The following is a 26883-nucleotide window of genomic DNA, read 5'->3' as shown; positions in this document are numbered from 1 at the left end:
GCCGCAGGACGCTCGTGGCTCAGGCGGTACTCGCGTCGACCGCCGAACCGCCGGCCGGCGTCGCCGATCGCAGCCACGCGCCATGGATGCCGGGCGGGATGCGGTGCGGGATGCGGACGGACGCGACGGGCGGCGCCTCGACACGCCTCGCATCCAGTATCTCCAACGCCGTACCATCGCCGGCGGCGTCGATGACGAACCCCAGCAGCCAGCCGTCGTCCTCGTCCGCATCCGCCGAACGCGGCACGAACACGAACTCGCCCGCAATGCTGCCCGGCCCGAACTCGTGCAACTGCCGCGTCCCGCGCTCCAGATCATGCTTGATGAGCGGCGCCTCGCCGACCAGCGTATCGGTCAACTGGTCTGGAAGGCCGAGCGCATAGGCATGGCGATAGGGCAGGCCGGTGCGGCGCTCGTCGACCGTCGGCAGCTCCTGCGGTGCAGGATCGATCGCGCGCTGGTCCACCGTGCCGGTCGCGGGATCGATCGTCCAGCGCTCCAGCCCGCGCGGCAGCTCGTCGGGCGCGTTGTTGTCGCCGGCGAACATGCGATCATAGGCGACGACGTCGACCACCACGCGCCCGTCCGGCAGATCATAGGCGTTGGCGGTGTGGAACACGAAGCAGGGGTCGATCGAGAACCACGCGATGTCCTCCGCCTCGCCGTCGCGCGGTAGCAGCCCGATCCGGGCAGGATGCTTCTCGTTCCAGCGATAGGGGAAGCCGTGCCCCGCCAGCACCGTGCGCATCGACAGGGTCAGCGGCAGGTCCATGACGATCACGAAGCGCTGCGTGATCGCGCAATCGTGGATCAGCGGGCCGTGCGACACCGGGATCACCACCGATCGCTGTACCCGTCCGGCGACGTCGACGACGTTGTAGCGGACCCGCTTGGGGTCGGTCGCCTCGTAGCACAGGGCGTGGAGTTCGCCGGTCTCCGGATCGCGACGCGGGTGGGCGGTGAACGAGCCAGGCAGGGTGCCGCCGAAATCGTCGTACCGCTGCGTCTCCAGATGCTCGTCGAAGCGCACTGGCGTGCTGCCCGCCTCGACCAGCGCCCAGCCGCTGCCGGCGTGGTTTAGCACGCTGGTGTTGACGGTGTCGAAGATATGCCGGGGGCCGGGACGTGCCTCGCGGCGGCGACCTCGGTCGAGCGGATCCAGCGGTTGCGATACCAATGGGCCTGGCCGCCCTGGAGGCGGATGCCGTGCAGCATGCCGTCACCGGTGAAGAAGTGATAGGATCGCGGGTCGGCGGCGGCGGGGTTGGGACCGATCCGCACGTAGCGGCCGTCGAGCTCGGGCGGGATGGTGCCGTCGACCGCGAGGTCGGTGAGCGTCAGCTCCTCCGTCATCGGCTCGTGGATGCCGGTCAGCAAGGGATGCGGCGCATCGCGGGTCGGCAGCCGGCGCTTGTTGAACGCGGCGATGCCGCTGACGATCGGCGAGGCGACCGCGCCGACGACGGTGTCGATCGCCTGCTCGACTCGGGCAGCCATCGCCGGGCGCTTGGTGGCCGTCACGACGGCGAGACCGTCTGGATGACGTCGAAGCCCTCGAAGCGGGGCGGCCCGAGGTACAGAGGCTTGTGGTCGCCGGCGCCGCGATGCGCGGCGCGGAAGGCCTCCGACCTCGTCCAGCCTTCGAAATCCTCGCGCGTTCGCCAGATGGTATGGGAGGAGTAGAGGACGTGGTCGTCGGCCGCGGGCCCGCGCAGCATATGGAACTCGACGAAGCCGGGCACGCCCGCCAGATGCGAGTCGCGCGACAGCCAGACCTGCTCGAACGCCTCCGCCTCATCGGGGATGACCTGGAAGCGGTTCATGGCGATGAACATGGGCGCGTGATCCTCGGTCCGGTACACGACCCAAGGTGGTGCGGAGGCGGCGGGATACCAGGGCGATGGTGACGCGGCGCCAAACGGCTGGGCAGTTGGTCGAGGCGGCGGGGAGCTATAGGGAGGGGGCTTGATCAACCGGCTCGCCATCTCCGGCTACCGATCGCTGCGCGACGTCGTCATCGACCTCGGCGGGCTCACGGTCGTGACCGGCGCGAACGGCAGCGGCAAGTCGAGCCTGTACCGCGCGCTTCGCCTGCTCTGCGACGTCGCGCAGGGCCGGATCGTCGCCTCGCTCGCCGCCGAGGGCGGCCTGTCCTCGACGCTCTGGGCCGGCCCGGAGAAGTTCAGTCGCGACATGAAGAGCGGCGCGCAGCCCGTGCAGGGCACGCTGCGGACCAAGCCCGTCAGCCTGAAACTGGGGTTCGGCTCGGAGGATTACGGTTATGCCATCGATCTGGGCCTGCCGGTGCCCTCGTCCTCCCGCTTCGCGAGCGACCCCGAGATCAAGGTCGAGGCGGTCTGGGTAGGCGAGATGTACGGGCGCGCGAGCGTCATCGCGGAGCGGCGCGGGCCCGGCACGCGCCTGCGCGACCGCGCGTCGGGCACGTGGCGTGAGAGCAGCGCCGGCCTGTCGCCGCTCGACAGCATCATGACCTATCGCGCCGACGGCGGCGATGGGTTCGAGTTGCTGATGCTGCGCGAGCGGATGCGCGGCTGGCGCTTCTACGACGATCTGCGCACCGACCGTGACGCGCCCGCGCGCCGGGCGCAGATCGGCACCTACACGCCGGTGCTGAGCGGCGACGGCTCGGATATCGGCGCTGCGATACAGACCATTCGGGAAGTGGGCGACGCGAGGACGCTGGCGGCCACGATGGCGGATGCGTTCGACGGCGCGACCTTGGGCGTGGGCGAGCAGTTCGAGGTCGAGATGCGCCAATACGGCCTGCTGCGTCCGCTTGCCGCGGCCGAGCTGTCGGACGGAACGCTGCGCTACATCCTGCTCGCCGCGGCGCTGCTCTCGCCGCGACCGCCCGAGCTGATGATCCTGAACGAGCCCGAGGCGAGCCTGCACCCCGACCTCCTGGCCCCGCTCGCCCGGCTGATGCTCAAGGCGGCCGAGCGGTGCCAGATCATCGTCGTCTCCCATGCACGACCGTTGGTGGATGCCTTGGCCGGGCAAGCAGCGACGACGTTGGTGTCGCTCGAAAAGCAGCTCGGCGAGACGATCGTCGATGGATCGGCAGCATCGGGCTGGGCGTGGCCGTCGCGCTGACGCGACCTTGGGCCCGGCCGCTGTTCCGCTGCCGGCCGACGAAGCCAGTCAGCTTTCGAGCATCGCCGCGATCTTGTTGCCCAGTTCGGTCATGACGAACGGCTTGGTCACCACTTCCATGCCGACGTCGAGATGACCATTGCCGACCGCGGCGTTCTCCGCATAGCCGGTGACGAATAGGATCTTCAGGTCCGGGCGGGTCTCTCGCGCGGCGTCCGCGACCTGCCGGCCGTTCATCCCGCCCGGCAGCCCCACGTCGGTGATCAGCAGATCGATCCGGGCGGCCGAGTGCAACAGCTTCAGCCCCGACGGCCCGTCGTCCGCCTCCAGCGCGGTATAGCCCGCCTCCTCGAGGACCTCGACGATCAGCATCCTGACGGTCGCCTCGTCGTCGATGACGAGCACCGTCCGGCCGGTCCCATCGTCGTTGACCGCTTCGGGCGGACGTTCATCCTCCTCGACGTCCCCGACGTGGCGCGGGAGGTAGAGGCACATCGTCGTGCCCTGCCCGGCCTCGGTATAGACCCGGATCTGCCCGCCCGACTGACGGACGAAGCCGTGGATCATCGAGAGGCCGAGCCCGGTGCCTTGCCCGATCGGCTTCGTCGTGAAGAACGGGTCGAAGATGCGCTCGACGACGTCATTGGGAATGCCCGTCCCGCTGTCGGTGACGCATATCGAGAGATATTGGCCGGGCGACAGGTCGCGCGCGTGCGCCGACCGGTCGTCGAGCCACTTGTTCGCGGTCTCGATGGTGAGGCGGCCGCCTTCGGGCATGGCATCGCGTGCGTTGATCGCGAGGTTCAGCAACGCGCTTTCGAGTTGCACCGCATCGACCAGGGCCGGCCAGAGACCGCCCGCGCCGACGACCTCGACCTTGATGGCGGGACCGACGGTGCGACGGATCAGATCCTCCATGCCGAACACCAGCCGATTGACGTCGGTCGGCTTGGGATCGAGCGTCTGCCGCCGGGAGAAGGCGAGCAGCCGCTGCGTCAGGGCCGCCGCGCGCTGCGCGGAGGTCTGGGCGCCGTTGATGAAGCGATCAAGGCCGTCGGTACGGCCCGCCGCCAGGCGGCGCTCGATGATCTCCAGACTGCCGCTGATGCCGGCAAGCAGATTGTTGAAGTCGTGCGCGATCCCGCCGGTGAGCTGGCCGACGGCCTCCATCTTCTGGCTTTGCCGAAGCGCCTCCTGGACCGACGCGAGCTCGGCCGCGGCTTCCTTCTCGGCGGTGATGTGCCGGCCGGTGGCGTAGATCAGGCCATCTTCGGCGCTCGCCACCCAGGACAGCCAGCGAAAGCCGCCGTCGCGATGCCGGTACCGGTTTGCCGTCTGCCGCCCGATGCCGCCGGCCAGCAGCGCCAGTCCCTCGCGCGCGCTGCCTTCGTCCTCGGGAAGCAGGAACTCGAACAGCGAGTGGCCGATCATCTCGTCGGCGGTCCAGCCGAGCGTCGCCTCGACGGACGGGCTGACCGAGCGGAAGACGCCGTCCAGATCGATCACCAGAAGCAGGTCCTGCGAGTTGCGCCACATCCGATCGCGATCGGCCGTACGGTCGGCCACCTCCTGCTCCAGCGAGGCGTTCAGCCTGGCGAGCGCGTCGGCCGTCTCCTTCTGGTCGTGGACGTCGGTGTTGGTGCCGATCCACCGCACGATGCCGCCTGCATCGTCCCGGATCGCGATCGCGCGGGCGAGATGCCATCGATAGGCGCCATCGGCCCGCCTCAGCCTGAACTCGGTCTCATAGATGCCGCCCGACGCGAGCGACGCCGACCAGCGCGCCGCCGCCGCCGGAACGTCTTCGGGATGGACCATCGCCGTCCAGCCCGTCCCGTCGAGCGCGCCGCTTCCCAGGCCGCTATAGTCGTAGACCCGCTGGTTGAACCAGTCGAGCATCCCGTCGGGCGACGAGGCCCAGACGTGGTTGGGCATCGCCTGCGCGAAGGTGCGGAACTCCGCCTCGCTCTTGGCGAGCGCCGCCTGCGCAGCCTTTCGCTCGGTGATGTCGATGAAGGTGCAGATCGCGCCGGTCAGGACGCCGTCGAGGATGATCGGCTCGGCGCGGTACTCGACCGGAAAGGCGGTGCCGTCGAGGCGGAAGAACAGCTCGTCCAGGATGTGCGCCGCACTGCCCGTCGCGGCGGCGTGGTAGATCGGACAATCGGCGCGGTCATAGTGGCTGCCGTCCGGGTGCGAGTGGTGGATCAGATTGTGGAGCGCGCGCCCGATCACCGCTTCGCGGTCCTCGAACCCCAACATGGTCAGGAACGCGGCGTTGCAGAGCGTCGTGAGACCGTCGCGGTCGACGGCGTAGAAGGCCTCGGACGTCGCATCCAGCACCTGCGCCGCGGACGCTTCGGCGGCGATCAGCGCATGTTCCGCCGCGACCCGCTCCGAGATGTCGTATCCGCCGACGAAGATCCCCGAGACGGCTCCGTCGTCGTCACGGACGGGTTCGTAGACGAAGTCGATGAACTTGGCCTCGCTCTCGCCGGCGAGCTTTACGGGGAGGGCGCGCGCGCTGAACCTCCTGCCGCTCGTGTAGACTTGATCAAGCAGCTCGTAGAAGCCTTGTCCCTCGAGTTCGGGGAACACCTCCCGGACGGATCGCCCGAGGAAGTCTCGCGTCCCGGCGATCCGGACATAGGCGTCGTTCACATAGTCGTAGACGTGATCCGGTCCGGCCAGCATCGCGACGAACCCGGGCATCTGCCGCAGCATCGCATAGTGCCTGTTGCGCTCCTTCTGGAGCCGGCGCGAGTCGGCGACCTTCTCCGTCGTCTCGATGCACGGGCAGAAGAGCCCAACCACCGTCCCGGCGTCGTCGCGGATCGGCGTATAGGAAAAGGCGAAATGGGCCTCCGCGAGCCCGCGTCCGCGATCGAGCTGCAGGGCGATGTCGTCCATGTGCACGGGCTCGCCCGCGAAAACCTGGTCGAAGAGCGGGACCAGATCGGCCGCGACCTCGGACCAGACCTCCAGGAACGGCCGCCCCAGTGCGGCCGGATGCTTGTCGCCCAGCAGCGGCGCATAGGCGTCGTTGTAGATGAGCGTCCGGTTCGCACCCCAAGCGAGGAACATGGGCTGACCCGCCTCGAGCAGCACGCCGACCAGCGTCGCCATCTGCAGCGGCCAGGAGGACGGTGCGCCGAGCGGCGTTGCCGTCCAGTCGGTGGTGCGAACGCGTCGCCCCATGTCGCCGCCGCCGCGCAGGAAAGGGAGGTTGGCCGCATCGGAGCTCATGGCCGCCACGCTTCATCATCCGTTACGTTGAACATCGTTTGCCGAGCTAACGTCGGTTTTCGTTCGATGCCAGTGATTGCTGATGCCACCATAGGACCCATAGCTGTCGGTGAGCGCACCCGAAGGCCCCGTGTTGACATCGCCGGGGTCGCACGTTCACTCCTCGCCGCGCCCACCATCGAAAGGCCGTGTTCCTCGCCGTCGGGATGACGGCTTTTCTCGGCGGCGGTATGGCACGAGCCGACGCGATGATTAGGAGGACGGCGTGGCCGGTCTGTGGTTCGAAGAGTTTGTGGTCGGGCAGCGGTTCCGTCATGAGGTTCGCCGGACGGTAACCGACATGGACAACACGCTGTTCTCCGCGCTGACCTACAATCCCGCACCGATCCACATCGATCACGACTATGCGGTCGGCACCGAGTTCGGGCGCCCGTTGATGAACTCGCTCTTCACGCTGGGGCTGGTGATCGGCCTGTCGGTGCAGGACACGACGTTCGGCACGACGGTCGCGAACCTCGGGATGACCGACACGAGCTTCCCCAAGCCCGTCTTCGCAGGCGACACGATCCGCGCGGAGACCGAGGTGACGGCGCTGCGCCCGTCGTCGTCGCGGCCCGGGCAGGGGATCGTCACCTTCGAGCATCTGGGCCTCAACCAGCGCGGCGAGATCATCGTCAGGACGAGCCGGTCGGCGCTGATGATGGCCCAGCCACGAAGCTCACCACCGGTCGCGCCGCGAATCGCGCCGGCGGGAGACCCGTCGTGAGGCTGCGATCGTTGTTGTTCGTGCCGGGCGATAGCGCGCGCAAGGCCGCTCGCGGTGCGGTGTCGGGCGCCGATGCGCTGATCTTCGACCTCGAAGATGCGGTCGCGCCCGAGAACAAGGCGGCGGCGCGGACGCATGTCGCGTCGCTGCTCGCCGCCGACGATACGCGTGACTGGCTGTTCTGGGTGCGGGTCAACGCGTTCGACACCGGCCTGACGATGGACGACCTCGCCGCGGTGGTCGTGCCCGGACTGGATGGCGTGATGCTGCCCAAGGCGGAAGGCGCGCGCGACGTCGAGCGACTGGGCCATTGCCTCGACGCGCTGGAGGCCGCGCGCGGCATGGAGCGCGGGCGCGTCCGCATCCTGGTGGTCGCGACCGAGACGCCGGCGGCGATGTTCGCGCTCGGCAGCTATGCGCCCGCGCATTCCCGGCTCGCCGGGCTCACCTGGGGTGCGGAGGACCTGTCGGCGGCGCTGGGGGCGAGCGGCAACAAGGATGCGGACGGACGGTGGCGCGCGCCCTATCTCGCCGCCCGTACGCAATGCCTCTTCGCGGCCGCCGCGGCCGGGGTCGCGCCGATCGACACGCTGTTCGCCGACTTCCGCGATGGCGAAGGCCTTGCCGTCGATTGCGGCGCCGCGCGGGCCGACGGCTTCACCGGTCGGCTGGCGATCCACCCCGATCAGGTGGCGATCATCAACGCGAGGTTCCGGCCGTCGGCCGGCGAGATCGCCGCGGCACGGCGGCTGGTCGACGCCTTCGCCGCGCAGCCCGGTGCCGGCACGATCGGGCTCGACGGACGCATGGTCGACATCCCCCACCTGAAGGCAGCCCGGCGCGTCTTGGCCGATGCCGGCGAAACGGGCTGACCGCATCTCGGCTGATCTGGTCTAAAGCCAGCCTCATGCGTTAAGTACAGGCAAAGGCGGCGTTGTTTGGCCATCGCCGCTGCCCGGACCATGTCTGGACGGGGCGGGGGACCACCGGCGCGGCGGAAAAAGGATCATGAGCATGGACGGATCGGGCGAGATGGCGATCTCCCGCCGGGGCATATTGGTCGGCGGTGCTGCGACGGCGGCGCTGACGACGATGCCGCTGGCAGAGGCGCAGTCCCGGACGGTGCGGCCGCAGCCGCAGCCGTCGATGATGAAGGTATCGATGACGGTGAACGGCAAGCGCCAGTCGCTGACGCTCGACACGCGTACCACATTGCTCGACGGCCTGCGCGAGCACCTGCGGCTGACGGGCACCAAGAAGGGGTGCGACCATGGCCAGTGCGGTGCCTGTACCGTGCTGGTGAACGGCACGCGGATCAATTCGTGCCTGAGCCTCGCGGTGATGCACGAGGGCGACGCGATCACCACGATCGAGGGGCTGGGGACGCCCGAACACCTCCACCCGATGCAGGCGGCGTTCGTGAAGCATGACGGCTATCAGTGCGGCTACTGCACGCCCGGGCAGATCTGTTCGGCGGTAGCGGTGCTGGGCGAGATCAAGGCGGGGGTGCCGAGCCACGTGCAGGCCGACGTGACCGCGGCCCCGCAACCGACCAACGTGGAGTTGCGCGAGCGGATGAGCGGCAACATCTGTCGGTGCGGCGCCTATTCGAACATCGCCGAGGCGATCACCGAGGTCGCCAGCCAGGGGAGCACCCGCGCATGAGGGCCTTCACCTACGAACGTGCGCGTACCCCGGCGGAGGCGGCGGAGGCGGCGGCTGCGGCGGCGCGGCCGGGCGCGAAGTTCATCGCGGGCGGCACCAACCTGCTCGACCTGATGAAGCTGGAGATCGAGACGCCGACGCACCTCGTCGACGTGCAGGATCTGAAGCTCGACCAAATCGAGCCGACGACGGAGGGCGGACTGCGTATCGGCGCGACCGTCACCAACACCACGCTAGCCAGCGATCCGCGCGTACGGCGCGACTATGGCGTGCTGACGCGCGCGATCGTCGCGGGCGCATCGGGCCAGTTGCGCAACAAGGCGACGACCGCGGGCAATCTGCTCCAGCGGACGCGCTGCCCGTATTTCTATGACACCAACCAGCCGTGCAACAAGCGCCGGCCCGGTTCCGGCTGCGCGGCGATCGGGGGCTATTCGCGGCAATTGGGGGTGATCGGCACCAGCGACGCGTGCATCGCGACCCATCCCGGCGACATGGCGGTGGCGATGCGGGTACTGGACGCGACCGTCGAGACGGTGGACGCGGCCGGCCAGACGCGCGCGATCCCGATCGCCGATTTCCACCGGCTGTGGGGCGACACGCCGCAGATCGACACCAATCTGAAGACCGGCGAACTCATCACAGCGGTGACGTTGCCGCCGCCGATCGGCGGCACGCACCTCTATCGCAAGGTGCGCGATCGTGCGTCCTACGCCTATGCGCTCGTGTCGGTCGCGGCGGTGATCCGGCCGGACGGCAGCGGGCGGGTCGCGATCGGCGGCATCGCGCCCAGGCCGTGGCGCATCGAGGCGGCCGACGCCGCGATGCCGCAAGGCTCGCGCGCGGTGGCGGACCGGCTGATGGCCGGCGCGCGGCCCACGGCGGACAATGCGTTCAAGGTGCCGCTGGTCGAGCGGACGCTCGCGGCGGCGATGGCCGAGGCCAAGGCCCAAGCCCAAGCCCAGACGACGAAGGTGACGGCATGAAGTTCGACACGCCCGCGGGACGGAACCCGATCGACCAGCTGAAGGTGATCGGCCGCCCGACCGACCGCATCGACGGCCCGCGCAAGACGACCGGCACCGCGCCCTACGCCTATGAACGGCACGACGTCGCGCCGAACCAGGCCTATGGCTATATCCTGGGCGCGGGCATCGCCAAGGGGCGGATCGTCACGCTCGACGTCGCGGAGGCGAAGGCCGCGCCGGGCGTGGTCGCGGTCGTCTCGACGCTCGACCTTGCGCCGTTGCCGCTCAGCTCGATGAACGTCGCCAGCCTGTTCGGCGGCGCGACCGTGCAGCATTATCACCAGGCGATCGCGCTGGTCGTCGCCGAGACGTTCGAGCAGGCGCGCGCCGCCTCTGCGCTCATCCGGGTCGATTACGCACGCGCCGACGGCCGCTATGATCTAACCAAGCTGGCGCCGACCGCGCCGCTGACCGGCGGCAGCAGTGGGGAGGGGTCGGGTGCGCCCGCCATCGACCGGGTCGGCGACTTCGACCAGGCGTTCGCCACCGCGCCGGTGACGGTCGATGCGGCCTACACGACGCCCGACGAGACCCACGCGATGATGGAGCCGTTCGCCAGCATCGCCGCCTGGGACGGCGACCATCTGACGGTGTGGACGTCCAACCAGATGATCGCCTGGATGAAGCGCGATCTCGCCAAGACGCTGTCGATCAGCCCTGAAAACCTGCGCGTCGACTCGCCGTTCATCGGCGGGGGCTTCGGCGGCAAGCTGTTCCTGCGCACGGACGCGGTGCTGGCCGCGCTGGGCGCCAAGGCGGCGGGGCGGCCCGTCAAGGTCGCGATGCAGCGGCCGCTGATGATGAACAACTCGACGCATCGCGCGGCGACCATCCAGCGGATCCGGCTGGGCGCGACGCGCGACGGCAGGCTGACGGCGATCGCGCACGAGAGCACCAGCGGCAACCTCCCCAAGGGCAAGCCCGAGACGGCGGTGTCGCAGACCAAGCTGCTCTACGCAGGCGCCAATCGGCTGACGGCGATGAAGCTGGCGGCGATGGACCTGCCCGAGGCCAATTCGATGCGCGCGCCGGGCGAGGCGCCGGGGCTGATGGCGCTCGAGATCGCGATGGACGAACTGGCCGAGCGACTGGGGATGGACCCGGTCGAGTTGCGCGTCGTCAACGACACGCAGGTCGATCCCGAGAAGCCCGGCCGACCCTATTCGCAACGCCACCTGATCGAGTGCCTGCGCACCGGCGCGGACCGGTTCGGCTGGTCGCGGCGCAACGCCCGGCCGGCGCAGGTGCGCGATGGCCAGTGGCTGGTCGGGATGGGCATGGCCGCGGGCTTCCGCAACAACATCCTGACCAAGTCGGCGGCACGCGTCAGCATCGACGACCAGGGCGTCGTCGCCGTCGCGACCGACATGACCGACATCGGCACCGGCAGCTACACGATCATCGCGCAGACCGCGGCGGAGATGATGGGCGTGCCGCTCGACAAGGTCGTCGTGACGCTGGGCGACAGCTCGTTCCCCGTCTCGTCGGGATCGGGCGGGCAGATGGGAGCGAACAACTCGACGTCCGGCGTCTATGCCGCCTGCATGAAACTGCGCGAGGCGGTGGCGCAGAAGCTGGGCTTCACGTCAGGCGAGGTGACGTTCGCCGACGGCCAAGTCCGCTCGGGCGATCGCAGCGCGGCCCTCAAGGCCGCCGCCGGACTGTCGGTGGAGGACGGCATCGAATATGGCGATCTGGGCAAGCAGTATCAGCAGTCGACCTTCGCCGGCCATTTCGTCGAGGTGGGCGTCGACGCCTATACGGGCGAGACGCGTGTCCGCCGGATGCTGGCGGTGTGCGACGCGGGCCGCATCCTGAACCCCAAGGCGGCGCGCAGCCAGGTGATCGGGGCGATGACGATGGGAGTCGGCGCGGCGCTGAGCGAGGAACTGGCGGTCGACACGCGGTTCGGCTTCTTCGTCAACCATGACCTGGCGCAATATGAGGTGCCGGTCCATGCCGACATCCCGCACCAGGACGTGATCTTCCTCGACTATCCGGACGACAAGTCCTCGCCGATGAAGGCCAAGGGTGTCGGCGAACTGGGACTGTGCGGCGTCGGCGCGGCGATCGCCAATGCGGTGTACAACGCGACCGGGGTACGGGTGCGCGATCACCCGATCACGCTCGACAAGCACCTCGCTCGACTGCCGCGCATGGCCTGATGAATGCCAAAACCGCCCGCCCGATCAGGGGCGGGCGGGTGCGGTCGACGCCGGGACTGGGGAGGCATCCGCTCCCTCCGCCAGTCCGCCGCCGAGCGAGCGGTACAGCTCCACCAGATTGCTGCCGCGGTTCAACCGCGTCGTCACGAGCTGTTGCTGCGCGGCATAGGCGGTCCGCTGCGCGTCGAGCGACGTCAGGAACGAGTCGACCCCGGCGCGATAGCGCGCGTCGGCGAGCTTGGCGGCGATCTGGGCCGCGTTGGCGCGCGCGGATTGCGCGGCGATCTGCTCGTCGATCGTGCCGCGCTGCGCCAGCGCGTCGGCGACCTCGCGGAAGGCGGTCTGGATCGTCTTCTGGTAGGTCGCGACTGCGGCCTGGCGCGAGGCGCGGGCATAGTCGAGATTGCCCTTGTTCCGGCCACCGTCGAACAGCGGCAGCGAGATCGACGGACTGGCCGCGAAGGTGCCCGATCCGGCGCCGAACAGCCCGCCAAGCGCGGTGCTGATCGTGCCGAGCGTCGCCGTCAGCGAGATGGTCGGGAAGAACGCCGCCCGCGCCGCGCCGATGTTGGCGTTCTGTGCGATAAGCTGATGCTCCGCCTGCAGCACGTCGGGGCGGCGCAGCAGGACGGTGGACGAAAGATCCGTGGGCAGCACCTCGATCCCGGCGCGCAAGTCGCCCAGCGCGCTCGGCAGAAGCGCCGGCTCGACCGGCGCGCCGACCAGCAGGTCGAGCGCGTTGCGGTCGCGAGCGACCTGCGTCCGCAGCACCGCGATGTCGTTGCGCGCCGCCTGGTAGTTGGTCTCGGCCTGGCGCGATTCCAGCTCGGAGGCGACGCCGATCCGGAACTGCGCGGTGGTCAAGTCCAGCGTCTGCTTGAACGTACCCAGCGTCTGCTGCGACAGCGCGAGCTGGTCCTCGTCCGACGCGATCGTCAGCCAGGCCGTGGCGATCTCGGCGATCAGGGTGATGCGGGTGGTGCGCTGCGCTTCCTGCGTCGCGAAATATTGTTCGAGCGCCGCCCGGGTCAGGTTGCGGACGCGGCCGAACAGGTCGACCTCATAGGCCGAGACGCCGACGTTGGCGGAATAATAGGCGATGTTGGTCGATCCCGAGCCGACCGTCGATCCCACCGCGCCGGTGCCGGTCGACGTGGTGGTCCCGGTCGTCGTGCCCGTCGTGGAGCCCGTGGTCGTTCCCGTTCCCGTCGTGGTGGTGCCGGTCGAACCGGCGCCCGTCGCGCTTCCCGTGGCGGCGCTCGCGGCGCCGAGCAGGTTGTTGGTATAGGTCGCCGAGCCCGAAAGCCCGGTCGTCGGCACCAGATCGGCGCGCTGGACGCGATATTGCGCGCGCGCCTGCAGCACGTTGGCGGCGGCGACCTGAAGGTCGCGGTTGTTGTCGAGCCCGCGCTGAATCACCTGGCGCAGCGACGGATCGATGAAGAAGTCGCGCCAGCCCACCCGGGTCACGTCGCGCGCGTCGGTCGCCGCGGACGGATAGGTGCCGCCCTGTGGCAATGCGGCCGGGACGCCGCTTGCCGGGCGGATGTAATGGGGCGCGAGGTTGCACCCGGCGAGCATCGTGCCCGCGGCCAGCGTCGCCAGGAGGGGCAGGCGGCCCCGCAAAAGATCGGTCACGGCCATCAGGCTCCCTGCGGCGCGGGACGCGCGCCATCGGCATCGGGTTCGGCGTGGCGGGCTCCGTCGCGGTCGCCACCCTGGGCCGTCCTGCCGCCGTTTCTGTCGAACAGGCGCAGCACGACGACGAAGAACATCGGCACGAAGAAGATCGCGAGGATCGTCGCTGACAACATCCCGCCGACCACCGCACGGCCGATCGCGTTCTGCGCGCCGGCGCCAGCGCCCGTCGAGATCGCGAGCGGGAACACGCCCAGGATGAACGCGAACGACGTCATCAGGATTGGCCGCAACCGCAGCTTCGCCGCCGCGATCGCCGCGTCGAACGCGTTCATGCCTTCGCGCATCCGCTCTTCGGCAAACTCGACAATGAGGATGGCGTTCTTCGCCGACACGCCGATCGTCGTGATCAGGCCGACCTGGAGGTATATGTCGTTGTTGAGCCCGGTCAGCGTCGCCGAGAGCAGCGCGCCGACGATGCCCAGCGGCACCACCAGCATGACCGAGATCGGCACCGACCAGCTTTCGTACAGCGCGGCAAGGCACAGGAACACGATCAGCAGCGACAGGCCGTAGAGCGCAGGCGCCTGACCGCCGGACAGGCGCTCCTCGTAGCTGAGGCCGGTCCATTCCAGCCGGGTGCCCGGCGGCAGCTTGGCCTGCATCGTCTCGATCGTCTTCATCGCGGCGCCCGACGACACGCCCGGCGCAGGCTGGCCGAGTATCTCCATCGCCGGCAGGCCGTTGTAGCGGGTGAGCTGCACCGGTGCCTGCGACCAGGATTGGGTCGAGAAGGCGCTGAACGGCGCCATCGTGCCGGTCGCGCCTCGGACGTAGAAGTCGCCGATGCTCTCGGGCGCCTGCCGATATTGCTCGTCCGCCTGGAGGTACACGCGCTTCACGCGGCCGCGATCGATGAAGTCGTTGATGTACGATCCGCCCCAGGCCGTCGAGATCGTGTTGTTGACCGTCGCGAGATCGAGGCCGAGCGCGCGCGCCTTGTCGTGGTCGATGTTGACCTTCAGCTGCGGCGCGTCGTCGAGCGCGTTGGGCCGCACGCCCGCGAGCGTCTTGTCCTGCGACGCCATGCCGAGCAGCATGTTGCGCGCCGCCAGCAGCTTGTCGTGTCCGATCCCCGTCTCGTCCACCAGCTCGAAGTCGAACCCGGTGGCGTTGCCCAGTTCCTGCACGGCGGGCGGTGCCAGCGCGAAGATGAACCCGTCGGTATATTGCGAGAAGACGGCCATCCCGCGACCGGCGATCGCCGGCACCTTGTTGGCGACGCCCTTGCGGAACTCCCACGCCTTCAGCGGGATGAACGCGATGCCGCTGTTCTGGCCCGTGCCCGCGAAGCTGAAGCCGTTGATCGTGTACACGCCCTGGATATTGGCGGCCTCCGTGTCGAGGAAGTGGTCGCGGATCAGGTCCAGGCCCTTTTGCGTCCGCGCGGTCGTCGATCCGGCCGGCCCCTGCACCAGCGCGATCGCGACGCCCTGGTCCTCGTCGGGCAGGAAGCCCGTCGGCAGGCGGACGAACAGAACAGCCATGCCGACGACGATCAGCAGGTAGATGAGCCCCGAGCGCTTCCATCGGCCGACGGTGCCGCGCACGCCGCGCTCGTATCTCGCCTGGCCGCTGTCGAACGTGCGGTTGAACCAGCGGAAGAAGCGCGCGAGCGGGCCGGTGCCCTCGGCCTTGCCCGGATCGTGCGCCTTCAGGATCGTCGCGCACAGCGCGGGCGTCAGGACGAGCGCGACCGAGACGGAGAGCACCATCGCCGACACGATCGTGATCGAGAACTGGCGATAGATGACGCCCGTGGAGCCGCCGAAGAACGCCATCGGCAGGAACACCGCCGACAGCACCAGCGCGATGCCGACGAGCGCGCCGGTGATCTCGTCCATCGACTTGCGCGCGGCGTCCTTGGGGGACAGATGCTCGGTCTGGATCAGCCGTTCGACGTTCTCCACGACCACGATCGCGTCGTCTACGAGGAGCCCGATCGCCAGCACCATGCCGAACAATGTCAGCGTGTTGATCGAATAGCCCGCGATCGCCAGCACGCCGAACGTGCCGAGCAGCACCACCGGCACCGCGATCGTCGGGATCAGCGTCGCGCGGAAGTTCTGCAGGAACAGGAACATCACGAGGAAGACGAGGACCACCGCCTCGACCAGCGTCTCGATTACCTGGTGGATCGACAGGCGCACGAACGGCGAAGTGTCGTAGGGGAAGACGACCTTCACGTCCGGCGGGAACTGCTTGGCGATCTCGGTGACGCGCGCTTTCACCAGCGTCACCGTGTCGAGTGCGTTGGCGCCCGGCGCGGGCTTGATGGCGATGCCCGACGCGGGCTTGCCGCTCCATTGCGACGTGAACTGGTAGTTCTCCGCGCCGATCGCGACCCGCGCGACGTCGCGCAGCCGCACGATCGACCCGTCGGCGTTGCTCTTCAGGCTGATCGCGCCGAACTCGTCGGGGTTGGTCAGCCGCGACTCGACCGAGACGGTCGCGTTGAGCATCTGTTCCTTGGGCGCCGGCTGCGCGCCGATCTGGCCGGCCGAGACCTGCGCGTTCTGCGCGATGACGGCGGCGGTGATGTCCGCCATCGTCAGCGCGTAGTTGTTGAGCTTCAGCGGATCGACCCAGATGCGCATCGCATATTGCGAGCCGAACACCTGCGTGTCGCCGACGCCGTTCACGCGGGCGAGCGGGTCCTGCAGCTTGGAGACGATATAGTCGGACAGATCGGCCGCATCGTGCTTGCCGTTCTCCGAATAGAGCCCGACGAACAGCAGGAAGTTCTGCGTCGCCTTGGCGACCAGGATGCCCTGTTGCTGGACCTCCTGCGGCAGCAGCGGCGTCGCCGCCTGCAGCTTGTTCTGGACCTGGACCTGCGCGATGTCGGGATCGGTGCCCTGCTCGAACGTGACCGTGATCGTGACGGTGCCGGCGGAGGACGACGAGGACGAGAAATAGCGGAGGTGGTCGATGCCCTTGATCTGCTGCTCGATGATCTGGGTCGTCGTGTTCTCCAGCGTCTGCGCGTCGGCGCCGGGATAGGTCGCGGTGATCGACACGGCGGGCGGCGCGATCGTCGGGAACTGCGAGATCGGCAGCACGCGGATCGCCAGGATGCCGGCGAGCATCAGGATCATCGCGATGACCCACGCGAAGATGGGGCGGTCGATGAAATAACGGGCCATGGTGCGTTACTTGCCCTGTGCCGGAGGCTGGGTCGGGGCAGGCTTGGCGTTGGGATCCCACCGGCTGGGCTTCACCGCCATCCCGGGGCGCAGGTTGCCGCCGCCCTCGACGATCACCCGGTCGCCCGGACGCACGCCGCCCGTGACCAGCCAGTTGTCGCCGATCGTGCGGCTCGTCTGCAGCGTGCGCGGCGCGACCTTGTCGTCGGCGCCGACGACCATGACGGTCGGGTTCCCGCGCTCGTCGCGGCCGACGGCGCGCTGCGGCACCAGCATCGCCTTGGCCTGCGTGCCCTCCACCAGCTGCGCGCGCACATACATGCCCGGCAGCAGCAGCCCGTTGGGATTGGGGAACTGCGCGCGGATGATCTGCGACCCCGTCGTCGGATCGACCGTCACGTCGGCGAAGCGCAGCGTGCCTTGTGGACCATAGGTGGTGCCGTCCTCCAGCATCAGCTTCACCCGGGCGGCACCGTCACGCGCGATCTGCCCGGACAGGATCTGCTGGCGCAGCTTGAGGAGGTCGGCGCTCGACTGCTGGATGTCGACATAGATCGGATCGAGCCGCTGGATCGTCGCGAGCGGATCGGTCTGCGCCGCGGTGACGAGCGCGCCCGTCGTGTAGATCGATCGTCCGATCCGGCCCGTGATCGGCGCGCGGATGGTCGTGCGCGCCACGTCGATCTGCGCGGTGCGGACCGCCGCCTCCTGCGCGGCGACGTCGGCCTGTGCCTGCGCGGCGGTGGTCTGGGCGTTCTCGTAATCCTGCTTGGCGATCGCGTTGATCTTCACAAGCTCGCCATAACGACGCGCGAGCGCCGCGCTCGACGCGATGCCGGCGCGCGCGCGGGCCAGCGCCGCGCGGGCGTTCGCGATCGATGCCTGATAGGTCGAGGGATCGATCCGGTAGAGCGGCTGGCCCTGTCGGACCACGTCACCCTCGGTGAACAGCCGCGCCTCGACCAGGCCGTTGACTTGCGGGCGGACCTGCGACGTCTCATAGGCGGACGTGCGCCCGGGCAGCTCGTTCGTCAGCGTCACCACCTGCTCGGCCACGGTCACGAAGCCGACACTCGGCGTCGGCGGCTGTTGCGGCTGCTGGGCAGGTCCGCCACAAGCGACGAGCGTCAGCGCCAGCAGCGACGCGGTGTGACGAAGAAAGGTCATGCGCAAAACCGCCGGATCGTTTATGTGAGTGATCGATCACTCACAAATGCTGCTACTGCGAACCAGGTCGGGTGGTCAAGCTGATTGGACAAGGGTTACGACCATGGATGTAGCATTTGGCTGCCAGGGGCAGGGTCGTGATCGGGCGGAGGCCCGCCGCGCGCGGATCATCGAGGCGGCGCGCGCCCTGTTCGTGAGCAACGGCTTCCACGCGACCGGCGTCGCCCAGATCGCCAAGGTCTCGGGCGTCGCGGTCGGGCAGATCTACCGGGATTTCGACTCGAAGGAAGAGGTCGTCGCCGCGATCGTCGAGGGCGACTGCTACGCCTTTCTGGAGCGCGACTGCCTCTACCGTTCGATCGCGGCGAATGACGAGCGCGCGGTCTGGACCTGGTTGCGTCAGTTTTTCCGGCCCGCCGCCAAGCGGGGCACCGAGCCGCTGTTCGCGGAGATCATCGCCGAGTCGACCCGCAACGAGCGCATCGCCGCGATCTTCGTACGCAAGCACGAGGACGTCACCGCGACGATGCTCGCCGCCCTGACCCTGCTGGCCCCCGGCGAGCACCTCGCCGACCGCCGCGCGCTCCTGACGGAACTCGTCCTGACGCTGTCGCGCGGCCTGATGCAGCAACGATTGTTCCTGCCCGATCGCGACACCGATCAGCTGGTGGACGCGATCGTCCAGATCATCGCGGGGGAGGTGGAGGCCATGCGCGCCGTGGCGATGGAGGCTGTCGCTTAGAGGGGCGAGCCGACGGCCGGCTTGCGCTCACCGGACGACAGTCTTCAACCCTCGCGCCCGGGACTCCGCGACAGGGCCGTCTCGACCCGGCGATCGGGCAGGACCCACCAGAGCGCCAGCGCCGCGTAGCAGCCATAGGCGAGCACCGGCGCCACGAACGCGCACGCCATCCCGAGCAGATAGACGAACGGCGTCGTCTTGCCCTTGAGGTCGCGCCCGATCGCCCGGCGAAGCGGGGAGCCTGGCCCCTGCGCGCGGACGATGGCGGCCTGCATGAGGTACCAGCTCAACGCGCAGAGCAGCAGCACCGCGCCGTAGACGGCGACTGGAACCGGTGCCGATCCATGCTCGTCCATCCAGGCGGTCGTGAACGGGATCAGCGACAGCCAGAACAGCAGGTTCAGGTTCGCCCACATCACCGCGCCCGTCACATGCGGCACGAGCCGGAAGAAGTGGTGATGATTGTTCCAGTAGATGGCGACGTAGACGAAGCTGAGCACGAAGCTCAGGAACGTGGGGCCTAGCTCGCGCAGGCTCGCCAGGTCCGCATCGTGCGGCGGCTTCAGCTCCAGCACCATGATCGTGATGATGACCGCGATCACCCCGTCGGTCAGCGCGATCAGCCGTTCCGATCCGATGTTCGTCGTCATGCGCTATCCGTCTCCGGTCATGGCCTACAGCCCGGGCGATCCCAGGCGTTGCGCCGTGTCGCGCGGGCGTCCAGCGGCGGCGATGCCGATCACGCTGAGCACCGCCGCCGCCGCCAGATAGAGGCCGACGGGCCGCAGTCCGCCGCGCTCGGCGATCAGTTGCGCGATCGCGGGCGTCAGCCCGCCGCCGACGATGCCGCCGAGGTTGAACGCGAGCGACGTGCCCGTGTAGCGGACCCGCGCCGGGAACAGGCCGGGCAGCCAGGCGCCGAGCGGGCCATAGACCAGCCCCATCGCGAACAGCGCGACGCCCAGGAACACGAACACGCCGGTCATCGAGCCGCTGCCGAGCAGCCCCGGCAGCAACGCGCCGCTGAGCGCGGTGCCGAGGCAGCCCCACAGGAGCACGCGGCTCGGGCTGGTCTTATCCGACCACCATCCCGCCAGCAGGATGCCGGCGGCCATGAACCCGATCGCGCCCAACTGCGCCTCGAGGAAGGACTGGCGTGGATAGCCTAGTTGCGTGGTGCCGAAGCCGAGCGCGAACGCGGTCGCGATGTAATAGAGCGCGAAACAGGCGACGACGCCGAGCGTGCCGGCGACGGCGGGGCGCCAATGCTCGCGCAGCACCAGCGCGACGGGCACGCGGGCGGGCGCCGCCTCCGCCAGCGCCGCCGAGAAGGCACGAGTCTCGGTGAGCCTCAGCCGCACCCACAAGCCGAGCCCGACCAGCAAGGCGCTCGCGAGGAACGGGATGCGCCATCCCCAGGCGCGGAACTGGTCGGGCGTCAGGAGCAGGCCCAGCACCAGGAAGAAGCCGTTGGCGCAGAAGAAGCCGACGGGTGCGCCGAGCTGCGGCGCCATGCCGAAGCGGCCGCGCCACCCCGGCGGCGCGTTCTCCACCGCGAGCAGCGCCGCGCCGCTCCACTCGCCGCCAAGGCCGATGCCCTGGCCGAACCGCAGCAGGCACAACAGCGCCGGCGCGATCCAGCCGACCATGGCATAGGTCGGCAGGAACGCGATCGCCGCGGTCGAGCCGCCCATTAGCAACAGCGAGGCGACCAAAGTCGACTTGCGGCCGACCCGATCGCCGAAATGCCCGAAGAGCACCCCGCCGATCGGACGCGCGAGAAACGCGAGGCTGAAGCTCGCATAGGACGACAGCAACTGCGCGGACGGAGAGCTCGCGGGGAAGAACAGCGGCCCGAACACGAGGCTGGTCGCGGTCGCGTAGATGTAGAAATCATAGAACTCGACGGACGTGCCAACGAGGCTCGCCAGCAGGATGCGCGCGGTCTGTCGGCGATCGTCCGTCACATCCGGTCCATCCAGGGCAGGCGCGCCAATCTGCTGGCGATCGGCCGCGAGGTCAACGATGGACCCCGGGATGGACCGGCATGCGGCGCTACCCCGCCACGCTCTGCCGGTCCGCGACCAGTGCGTCGACGACGCTCGGGTCCGCGAGGGTGGACGTGTCGCCCAGGCTCGACACTTCTCCCTCCGCGATCTTGCGCAGGATGCGGCGCATGATCTTGCCCGACCGCGTCTTGGGCAGGCCCGGCGCGAACTGGATGGCGTCCGGGCTGGCGATCGGGCCGATCTCCCGGCGCACCCATTGCGTCAGCACCTTCTGCAGCTCGGCCGAGGATTCCTCGCCCGCGTTGAGCGTCACGAACGCATAGATGCCTTGGCCCTTGATCGGGTGGGGCATGCCGACCACCGCGGCCTCCGCCACCTTGGGATGCAGCACCAGCGCGCTCTCGACCTCCGCGGTGCCCATCCGGTGGCCGGACACGTTGATGACGTCGTCGATCCGGCCAGTGATCCAGTAATAGCCGTCCTCGTCCCGCCGCGCGCCGTCGCCGGTGAAATAGGCGCCGGGAAAGGTCTGGAAATACGTCTCGAAGAAGCGGCGGTGATCGCCCCAGACGGTGCGCATCTGCCCGGGCCAGCTCTTCGCGATGACCAGCGGGCCTTCCGCCGGTCCGTCCTGCACGCGCCCGTCGTTGTTGAGGATCGCGGGGAAGACGCCGGGCAGCGGCCATGTCGCAGAGCCAGGCTTGAGCGGCGTCGCGCCCGGCAGCGGCGCGATCATGCCGCCGCCGGTCTCCGTCTGCCACCACATGTCGATGATCGGGCAGCGGCCGTCGCCGACCACGTCGTGGTACCAGCGCCAGGCCTCCGGATTGATCGGCTCGCCGACGCTGCCCAGCAGGCGCAGCGACCTGCGATCGGCGGCGGCGACGAACCCGTCACCCTCCCGCATCAGCGCGCGCAGCACGGTCGGGGCGGTGAACAGCGTCGCGACCTTGTGCCGGCCGACCACCTGCCACAGCCGGCTCGCGTCCGGCCAGGTCGGCACGCCCTCGTACATCAGCGTCGTCACGCCGTTGGCGAGCGGACCATAGACGATGTAGCTGTGCCCGGTGACCCAGCCGACGTCGGCGGCGCACCAGAACACCTCGCCCTCACGCGGGTCGAAGCACCAGTCATGGGTCAGGCTGGCCCACAGCAGATAGCCGCCGCCGGTATGGACGACGCCCTTGGGCTTGCCCGTCGAGCCGGAGGTATAAAGGATGAACAGCGGGTCCTCCGCGTCCATCGGCTCGGCCGGGCAATCGGCCGAGACGGTCGCCGCAAGCTCGTGATACCAGCTGTCGCGCTCGCCCATCGGCACGTCGGCGCCCGTCGCGCGCACGACGATCACGCTCTCCAGCGCAGGCGCGAGCTTCGCCGCCGCATCGACGTTCGCCTTGAGCGGTACGCGCTTGCCGCCGCGGCGACCCTCGTCGGCGGTGACGACGACCTTGGAGTCGCAATCGGTGATCCGCCCCGCCAGCGCCTCGGGCGAGAAGCCGCCGAACACCACCGAATGCACCGCGCCGATCCGCGCGCAGGCGAGCATCGCGACCGCCGCCTCGGGGATCATCGGCAGGTAGAGCGTCACGCGGTCGCCCTTGCGGACGCCCTTGGCGCGCAGGACGTTGGCGAAGCGGCAGACATCGGCGTGAAGCTCGCGATAGCTGATGTGGCGCGGCGCCTCGGCGGGGTCGTCGGGCTCCCAGATGATCGCGGTCTGCGACCCACGTGTCTCGAGGTGCCGGTCGAGGCAGTTGGCCGCGACGTTGAGCTGTCCGTCGCCGAACCAGCGGACCTGGAAGTCTGCCTCCGCGAAGCTGCTCTGGTCGGCGAGCGTCGGGAACCGCGCCCAGTCGAGCCGGCGTGCCTGCGCCAGCCAGAACGCGTCCGGCGTGTCCGCCGCCGCCGAGACGAGCGCGCGATAGTCGCCCTCCTCCAGCCCGGTCTCATTCGCCCAGCCTGGCACCGGTACGCGTTCCGTCATGCTCATCCTCCTGTCGCGCCGCCGTCTTATGACCGTTCGCGCTTGCGCGCGACCCCGTGATGCATCGCCCTTCGCGACATGCATGGTGCACGGCTCGCTTTCGGCTTCTCAGCGCACACGATCGGTGCTCAAGAGGCAAATACTACGCGAAACATACGAAGACGGGAGTCGTGCGGCCTCGAAGCTAAACGCCCTGACCGACTAAGGCACTGCCCTGCCAAGCTCGAGGATTGCAGGGTCGCAATGGGGACCGTCATGACGATCAGATGGGCGGCGCCGGTCGCCGCCATCGCCCTGTCGAGCATGGCGGGTACGGCGGTGGCGCAGGCCACGGATGCCGGCGACCAGCCGTCCACTCCGGCTCCGACGCCGATCTGCACGGACCGGCCGACCAAGGCGAACGTCGCCTGCACCGTGCCCGCCGGCGCGATCCAGATCGAGGCGGACGTGCTGAACTGGACGCGGCTGGACGCCCCGGGCGCGCAGGTCGACACGATCCTCTATGGCAATCCGACGCTGAAATACGGGCTCGGCGCGACGACGGACGTCGAGGTGAACCTTGCTCCCTACGAGACGGTGCGTACGCGCGCGCAGGGTGCGTCCGACACGATCGGCGGCGTGGGCGATCTCTACATCCGCCTGAAGCAGCAGCTTACCAGACCGTCCGCTCCGGTGCAGGTCGCGGTCATCCCCTACGTCAAGGCGCCGACCGCGCGCACCGGCGTCGGCAACGGCAAGGTCGAGGGCGGCGTGATCGCGCCGATCGTCTTCGACCTGCCCGCCGGCTTCACGCTGGACCTCGGACCGGAAGTCGACATCCTCGCCAACGGCGAGGGGCGCGGCCATCACGTGCAGCTCGTCGGGCTGGTCAACCTGTCCAAGACGGTCGGCAGGACCACCCTCTACGGCGAAATGTGGACCGGTCAGAACCATGATCCTGCGGCCACGGTGCGACAATATTCTGCCGACGTCGCGGTGACCTATCTGCTCACGCCGACGCTCCAGCTCGACGTCGGCGCCAATTTCGGTCTCAACCGCGTCACCCCCGACGTGCAGAGCTACCTCGGCATCGCCGCGCGCTTCTGACCCGACCCTTTGATCCGACAGGAACCCCAGACATGCAGGACCTCATCTGGATCGCGATCACCCTCGGGCTGCTCGCGCTCACCCTTGCCTATTTCCGCCTGTGCGAGAAAGCCTGATGACCATCGACCTGTGGCTCGGCGGCCTGACCGCCCTTGCTCTCCTGGGCTATCTTGTCGCGGTGCTCGTCCACCCCGAGCGGTATTGAGGGAGGACGACCGGTGACCCTGCAAGGCTGGCTCCTCATCATCGTCTTCGCCGCGCTCGTCGTGGCGATCACCAAGCCGTTCGGCCTGGGCCTCTTCGCGATCATGGAGGGGCGCCGCACCTGGCTGCATCCGGTGCTGGGCCCCGTCGAGCGCGGCTTCTACGCCTTGTCGGGCATCGATACCGCCGCCGATCAGAGCTGGCGCCGGTTCGGCGTCCACATGCTGCTGTTCAACGCCGCCGGGCTGTTCCTCACCTATGCGATCTTGCGGCTGCAATTCTACCTGCCGCTCAACCCGCTGGGGTTCGCAGGGCTCACGCCGCATCTGGCGTGGAACACCGCCGTCAGTTTCGCCACCAACACCAACTGGCAGAGCTACAGCGGCGAATCGACTATGTCGCAGTTCAGCCAGATGGTCGGGCTGACGATCCACAACTTCACCTCGGCGGCGACCGGCATCGCGCTCGCCTTCGCGTTCATCCGCGGTTTCGCCCGCAAGGAGGCGGCGGGGCTCGGCAATTTCTGGGCCGACGTCACGCGCGTGACCCTGTACCTGCTGCTGCCGGCCTGCCTCGTCTACGCCGTCGTCCTGATCTGGGCGGGCGTGCCGCAGACGTTCGACGGTTCGGTCGTCGCGACCACGCTGGAGGGCGCCAGGCAGACGATCGTGCTGGGTCCGGTCGCGAGCCAGGAGGCGATCAAGATGGTCGGCACCAACGGCGGCGGCATCTTCAACGCCAATTCGGCGCACCCGTTCGAGAACCCCAACGCGCTCACCAACCTGCTGCAGATGCTGTCGATCTTCTCGATCGGCGCCGGCCTTACATGGACGTTCGGCAAGGCGGTCGGCAACACGCGCCAGGGCTGGGCGATCTTCGGCGCGATGATGGCGCTGTTCCTCGCCGGCACCGTGGCGACCTATGCCGCCGAAGGCGCGGGCAACCCGATCCACCATGCGCTGGGCATCGCTGGCGGCAACATGGAGGGCAAGGAGGTCCGCTTCGGCATCGCCGCGTCCAGCCTGTTCGCGGTCGTGACGACGGACGCGTCGTGCGGCGCGGTCAACGCGATGCACGACAGCTTCACCGCGCTGGGCGGCCTCGTCCCGCTGTTCAACATGCAACTGGGTGAGATCATCTTCGGCGGCGTCGGCGCGGGGCTGTACGGCATGCTGCTGTTCGTCATCCTCAGCGTCTTCGTCGCCGGGCTGATGGTCGGGCGCACGCCCGAATATGTCGGCAAGAAGATCGAGGGGCGCGAGGTGAAGCTCGCGGTGCTGGCGATCGCGGTGCTGCCGCTCATCATCCTGACGTTCACCGGCCTCGCGTCGGTGTCGAAGGACGGTCTGGCCGGATTGGCCAACCAGGGCCCGCACGGCTTCACCGAGATGCTGTACGCCTTCACCTCCGCGGTGGCGAACAACGGCAGTGCCTTTGCCGGGCTGACCGCGAGCACGCCCTTCTATGACGGGCTGCTGGGCGTGGGCATGTGGCTCGGGCGCTTCTTCGTTATCGTGCCGATGCTGGCGATCGCCGGCAGCCTGGCGGCCAAGCGCGTCGTGCCCGCCTCCGCCGGCTCGTTCCCGACGACCGGGCCGCTGTGGATCGCGCTGCTGATCGGCGTGATCCTGATCCTGGGCGGCCTGACCTTCCTGCCGTCGCTCGCCCTCGGACCGATCGCGGAGCATGTCGCGACCGTCCACGGCCAGACCTTTTGAGGACCGCCACCATGGCCCGCGCCGCTACCCCCTCGATGTTCACCGCCGACCTGCTCGGCCCCGCCATCGCCGACTCGTTCCGCAAGCTCGATCCGCGCACGCTGGTGCGCAACCCCGTCATGTTCGTGACGGCGGTGGTCGCGACGCTCGTCACCATCATGCTGGTGGCGGGCATCGGCGGCGGATCGGTCGGCTTCAAGTTGCAGCTCGTGTTCTGGTTGTGGCTGACCGTGCTGTTCGGCAATTTCGCCGAGGCGCTCGCGGAAGGGCGCGGCAAGGCGCAGGCCGCGAGCCTGCGCGCCACCAAGGGCGAGTTGACCGGCAAGCGCGTGATCGCCGGCGGGACGGAAGTCGTACCCGCCACCGCGCTCCGCGTCGGCGACGTCGTGCTGGTCGAGAACGGCGACCTGATCCCTGCCGACGGCGAGGTGATCGAGGGCGTCGCGTCGGTCAACGAAGCGGCGATCACGGGTGAGAGCGCGCCCGTGATCCGCGAGGGCGGCGGTGATCGCTCGGCCGTCACCGCCGGCACGCGCGTCGTGTCCGACTGGCTGAAGGTGCGCGTCACCGCCGGCCCCGGCCAGGGCTTCATCGACCGCATGATCGCGCTCGTCGAGGGCGCCGAGCGGCAGAAGACCCCCAACGAGATCGCGCTGACGATCCTGCTGGTGGGCCTCACCATCATCTTCCTGATCGCGGTCGGCACGATCCCGATGTTCGCCCATTATGCGGGCGGCGTCGTGCCGGTCGTCATCCTGTCGGCGCTGCTGATAACCCTGATCCCGACCACGATCGCGGCGCTGCTGTCGGCGATCGGCATCGCGGGCATGGACCGGCTGGTGCGCTTCAACGTCCTCGCCAAGTCAGGCCGGGCGGTGGAGGCGGCGGGCGACATCGACGTGCTGCTGCTCGACAAGACCGGCACGATCACGATCGGCGACCGCCAGGCGAGCGAGTTCCGCGCGATCGGCGGCGTCGCGATCGGCGCGATGGCGGAAGCGGCGCTGCTCGCGAGCCTCGCCGACGAGACACCCGAAGGCCGCTCGATCGTGGTGCTGGCACGGGACCGCCACCGGATTACGACGACGACGCTGCCGCAGAGCGCGGAGGTGATCTCCTTCACCGCGCAGACGCGCATCTCGGGC

At 69.0% G+C, this 26883-nt stretch carries 20 protein-coding genes and 1 pseudogene (1 of these 21 cut by a window edge); 11 read left to right on the top strand and 10 right to left on the bottom strand.

Annotated features, from left to right (window positions below; genetic code table 11):
- Positions 1-19 precede the first annotated feature (19 nt).
- From ACFE65_RS12360 to ACFE65_RS12350, 3 genes are read right to left on the bottom strand one after another with little or no spacing between them, the layout of a single operon-like run.
- On the bottom strand, positions 20-1084 hold the full coding sequence (locus tag ACFE65_RS12360) for a carotenoid oxygenase family protein (RefSeq protein ID WP_375382662.1): 1065 nt from the start codon (positions 1082-1084) through the stop codon (positions 20-22).
- On the bottom strand, positions 1078-1521 hold the full coding sequence (locus tag ACFE65_RS12355; protein ID WP_375382661.1) for a carotenoid oxygenase family protein: 444 nt from the start codon (positions 1519-1521) through the stop codon (positions 1078-1080). Before ACFE65_RS12355 ends, ACFE65_RS12360 begins: the two co-directional genes overlap by 7 nt.
- Positions 1518-1835 (bottom strand): antibiotic biosynthesis monooxygenase family protein, encoded by a 318-nt coding sequence (locus tag ACFE65_RS12350; RefSeq protein WP_375382660.1) that lies wholly within the window; start codon positions 1833-1835, stop codon positions 1518-1520. The genes ACFE65_RS12355 and ACFE65_RS12350 overlap by 4 nt, the downstream gene beginning before the upstream one ends.
- 130 nt (positions 1836-1965) lie before the next feature.
- On the opposite strand from ACFE65_RS12350, the gene ACFE65_RS12345 reads away from it, so the two are divergent.
- Complete coding sequence (locus ACFE65_RS12345) at positions 1966-3114, top strand: AAA family ATPase (RefSeq protein ID WP_375382659.1); 1149 nt, start codon at positions 1966-1968, stop codon at positions 3112-3114.
- Positions 3115-3162: 48 nt separating this feature from the next.
- Here ACFE65_RS12345 and ACFE65_RS12340 read toward each other — a convergent pair whose 3' ends face one another.
- Complete coding sequence (locus tag ACFE65_RS12340; protein WP_375382669.1) at positions 3163-6360, bottom strand: PAS domain-containing protein; 3198 nt, start codon at positions 6358-6360, stop codon at positions 3163-3165.
- Between the two features lie 265 nt (positions 6361-6625).
- Here ACFE65_RS12340 and ACFE65_RS12335 point away from each other — a divergent pair, with 265 nt between their 5' ends.
- From ACFE65_RS12335 to paoC, 5 genes are all read left to right on the top strand, one after another.
- Positions 6626-7126 carry a MaoC family dehydratase gene (locus ACFE65_RS12335; RefSeq protein ID WP_375382658.1) on the top strand — a complete coding sequence of 167 codons (501 nt, stop codon included), beginning with the start codon at positions 6626-6628 and terminating at the stop codon, positions 7124-7126.
- Positions 7123-7998, top strand: a complete 876-nt coding sequence (locus ACFE65_RS12330; RefSeq protein WP_375382657.1) for an HpcH/HpaI aldolase/citrate lyase family protein — start codon at positions 7123-7125, stop codon at positions 7996-7998. Before ACFE65_RS12335 ends, ACFE65_RS12330 begins: the two co-directional genes overlap by 4 nt.
- A 142-nt stretch (positions 7999-8140) precedes the next feature.
- Positions 8141-8791, top strand: a complete 651-nt coding sequence (gene paoA / locus ACFE65_RS12325) for an aldehyde dehydrogenase iron-sulfur subunit PaoA (RefSeq protein ID WP_375382656.1) — start codon at positions 8141-8143, stop codon at positions 8789-8791.
- Entirely contained in the window at positions 8788-9777 is a 990-nt protein-coding gene (locus ACFE65_RS12320; protein WP_375382655.1) for an FAD binding domain-containing protein, read from the top strand. The genes paoA and ACFE65_RS12320 overlap by 4 nt, the downstream gene beginning before the upstream one ends.
- Positions 9774-11984 carry an aldehyde oxidoreductase molybdenum-binding subunit PaoC gene (gene paoC / locus ACFE65_RS12315; RefSeq protein WP_375382654.1) on the top strand — a complete coding sequence of 737 codons (2211 nt, stop codon included), beginning with the start codon at positions 9774-9776 and terminating at the stop codon, positions 11982-11984. The genes ACFE65_RS12320 and paoC overlap by 4 nt, the downstream gene beginning before the upstream one ends.
- A gap of 24 nt (positions 11985-12008) precedes the next feature.
- Here the strand turns inward: paoC and ACFE65_RS12310 are convergent, their stop codons facing one another.
- Genes ACFE65_RS12310 through ACFE65_RS12300 form a run of 3 tightly spaced genes read right to left on the bottom strand, consistent with a single transcriptional unit; the run spans position 12009 to position 17995 of the window.
- Positions 12009-13628: an efflux transporter outer membrane subunit gene (locus tag ACFE65_RS12310; RefSeq protein WP_375382653.1), complete on the bottom strand. Its 1620-nt coding sequence runs from the start codon at positions 13626-13628 to the stop codon at positions 12009-12011.
- Positions 13628-16828 carry an efflux RND transporter permease subunit gene (locus tag ACFE65_RS12305; protein ID WP_375382652.1) on the bottom strand — a complete coding sequence of 1067 codons (3201 nt, stop codon included), beginning with the start codon at positions 16826-16828 and terminating at the stop codon, positions 13628-13630. Before ACFE65_RS12305 ends, ACFE65_RS12310 begins: the two co-directional genes overlap by 1 nt.
- Positions 16829-16834: 6 nt before the next feature.
- Positions 16835-17995, bottom strand: a complete 1161-nt coding sequence (locus ACFE65_RS12300) for an efflux RND transporter periplasmic adaptor subunit (RefSeq protein WP_375382651.1) — start codon at positions 17993-17995, stop codon at positions 16835-16837.
- Positions 17996-18098: 103 nt separating this feature from the next.
- Here ACFE65_RS12300 and ACFE65_RS12295 point away from each other — a divergent pair, with 103 nt between their 5' ends.
- Positions 18099-18737, top strand: a complete 639-nt coding sequence (locus ACFE65_RS12295) for a TetR/AcrR family transcriptional regulator (protein ID WP_375382650.1) — start codon at positions 18099-18101, stop codon at positions 18735-18737.
- Between the two features lie 44 nt (positions 18738-18781).
- On the opposite strand, the gene ACFE65_RS12290 is transcribed toward ACFE65_RS12295, so the two are convergent.
- The 3 genes from ACFE65_RS12290 to acs all read right to left on the bottom strand — a co-directional run bounded on the left by ACFE65_RS12290 (position 18782) and on the right by acs (position 22730).
- Positions 18782-19387, bottom strand: coding sequence for a TMEM175 family protein (locus ACFE65_RS12290; protein ID WP_375382649.1), 606 nt, complete (start codon positions 19385-19387; stop codon positions 18782-18784).
- A gap of 24 nt (positions 19388-19411) precedes the next feature.
- Positions 19412-20704: an MFS transporter gene (locus tag ACFE65_RS12285; protein WP_375382648.1), complete on the bottom strand. Its 1293-nt coding sequence runs from the start codon at positions 20702-20704 to the stop codon at positions 19412-19414.
- Between the two features lie 88 nt (positions 20705-20792).
- Positions 20793-22730, bottom strand: a complete 1938-nt coding sequence (acs, locus tag ACFE65_RS12280; RefSeq protein ID WP_375382647.1) for an acetate--CoA ligase — start codon at positions 22728-22730, stop codon at positions 20793-20795.
- A 255-nt stretch (positions 22731-22985) separates the two neighbouring features.
- Here acs and ACFE65_RS12275 point away from each other — a divergent pair, with 255 nt between their 5' ends.
- From ACFE65_RS12275 to kdpB, 4 genes and pseudogenes are all read left to right on the top strand, one after another.
- The gene (locus tag ACFE65_RS12275; protein WP_375382646.1) at positions 22986-23816 is read left to right on the top strand and encodes a transporter; all 831 of its coding nucleotides are present in this window, start codon (positions 22986-22988) and stop codon (positions 23814-23816) included.
- Positions 23817-23931: 115 nt separating this feature from the next.
- Entirely contained in the window at positions 23932-24021 is a 90-nt protein-coding gene (locus tag ACFE65_RS12270) for a potassium-transporting ATPase subunit F (RefSeq protein WP_375382645.1), read from the top strand.
- A gap of 13 nt (positions 24022-24034) precedes the next feature.
- Positions 24035-25738 (top strand): potassium-transporting ATPase subunit KdpA, encoded by a 1704-nt coding sequence (gene kdpA / locus ACFE65_RS12265; protein ID WP_375382644.1) that lies wholly within the window; start codon positions 24035-24037, stop codon positions 25736-25738.
- A gap of 11 nt (positions 25739-25749) precedes the next feature.
- Positions 25750-26883: pseudogene (gene kdpB, locus ACFE65_RS12260) on the top strand (potassium-transporting ATPase subunit KdpB); it runs 905 nt beyond the window's last position.

Source organism: uncultured Sphingomonas sp., from assembly GCF_964237335.1.
Lineage (GTDB): Bacteria > Pseudomonadota > Alphaproteobacteria > Sphingomonadales > Sphingomonadaceae > Sphingomonas.
The sequence above is the reverse complement of the archived record's forward strand: the minus strand, read 5'-3'. Positions and strand labels throughout refer to the sequence as shown.

What these genes read in the sequence shown, in the direction of transcription:
- ACFE65_RS12300 (WP_375382651.1), bottom strand. Translation starts at nt 17,995, where the DNA reads ATGACCTTTCTTCGTCACACCGCGTCGCTGCTGGCGCTGACGCTCGTC.
- paoA (WP_375382656.1), top strand. Translation starts at nt 8,141, where the DNA reads ATGGACGGATCGGGCGAGATGGCGATCTCCCGCCGGGGCATATTGGTC.
- paoC (WP_375382654.1), top strand. Translation starts at nt 9,774, where the DNA reads ATGAAGTTCGACACGCCCGCGGGACGGAACCCGATCGACCAGCTGAAG.
- acs (WP_375382647.1), bottom strand. Translation starts at nt 22,730, where the DNA reads ATGACGGAACGCGTACCGGTGCCAGGCTGGGCGAATGAGACCGGGCTG.
- ACFE65_RS12275 (WP_375382646.1), top strand. Translation starts at nt 22,986, where the DNA reads ATGACGATCAGATGGGCGGCGCCGGTCGCCGCCATCGCCCTGTCGAGC.
- ACFE65_RS12350 (WP_375382660.1), bottom strand. Translation starts at nt 1,835, where the DNA reads ATGTTCATCGCCATGAACCGCTTCCAGGTCATCCCCGATGAGGCGGAG.
- ACFE65_RS12270 (WP_375382645.1), top strand. Translation starts at nt 23,932, where the DNA reads ATGACCATCGACCTGTGGCTCGGCGGCCTGACCGCCCTTGCTCTCCTG.
- ACFE65_RS12340 (WP_375382669.1), bottom strand. Translation starts at nt 6,360, where the DNA reads ATGAGCTCCGATGCGGCCAACCTCCCTTTCCTGCGCGGCGGCGGCGAC.
- ACFE65_RS12290 (WP_375382649.1), bottom strand. Translation starts at nt 19,387, where the DNA reads ATGACGACGAACATCGGATCGGAACGGCTGATCGCGCTGACCGACGGG.
- ACFE65_RS12305 (WP_375382652.1), bottom strand. Translation starts at nt 16,828, where the DNA reads ATGGCCCGTTATTTCATCGACCGCCCCATCTTCGCGTGGGTCATCGCG.
- ACFE65_RS12295 (WP_375382650.1), top strand. Translation starts at nt 18,099, where the DNA reads ATGGATGTAGCATTTGGCTGCCAGGGGCAGGGTCGTGATCGGGCGGAG.
- ACFE65_RS12310 (WP_375382653.1), bottom strand. Translation starts at nt 13,628, where the DNA reads ATGGCCGTGACCGATCTTTTGCGGGGCCGCCTGCCCCTCCTGGCGACG.
- ACFE65_RS12320 (WP_375382655.1), top strand. Translation starts at nt 8,788, where the DNA reads ATGAGGGCCTTCACCTACGAACGTGCGCGTACCCCGGCGGAGGCGGCG.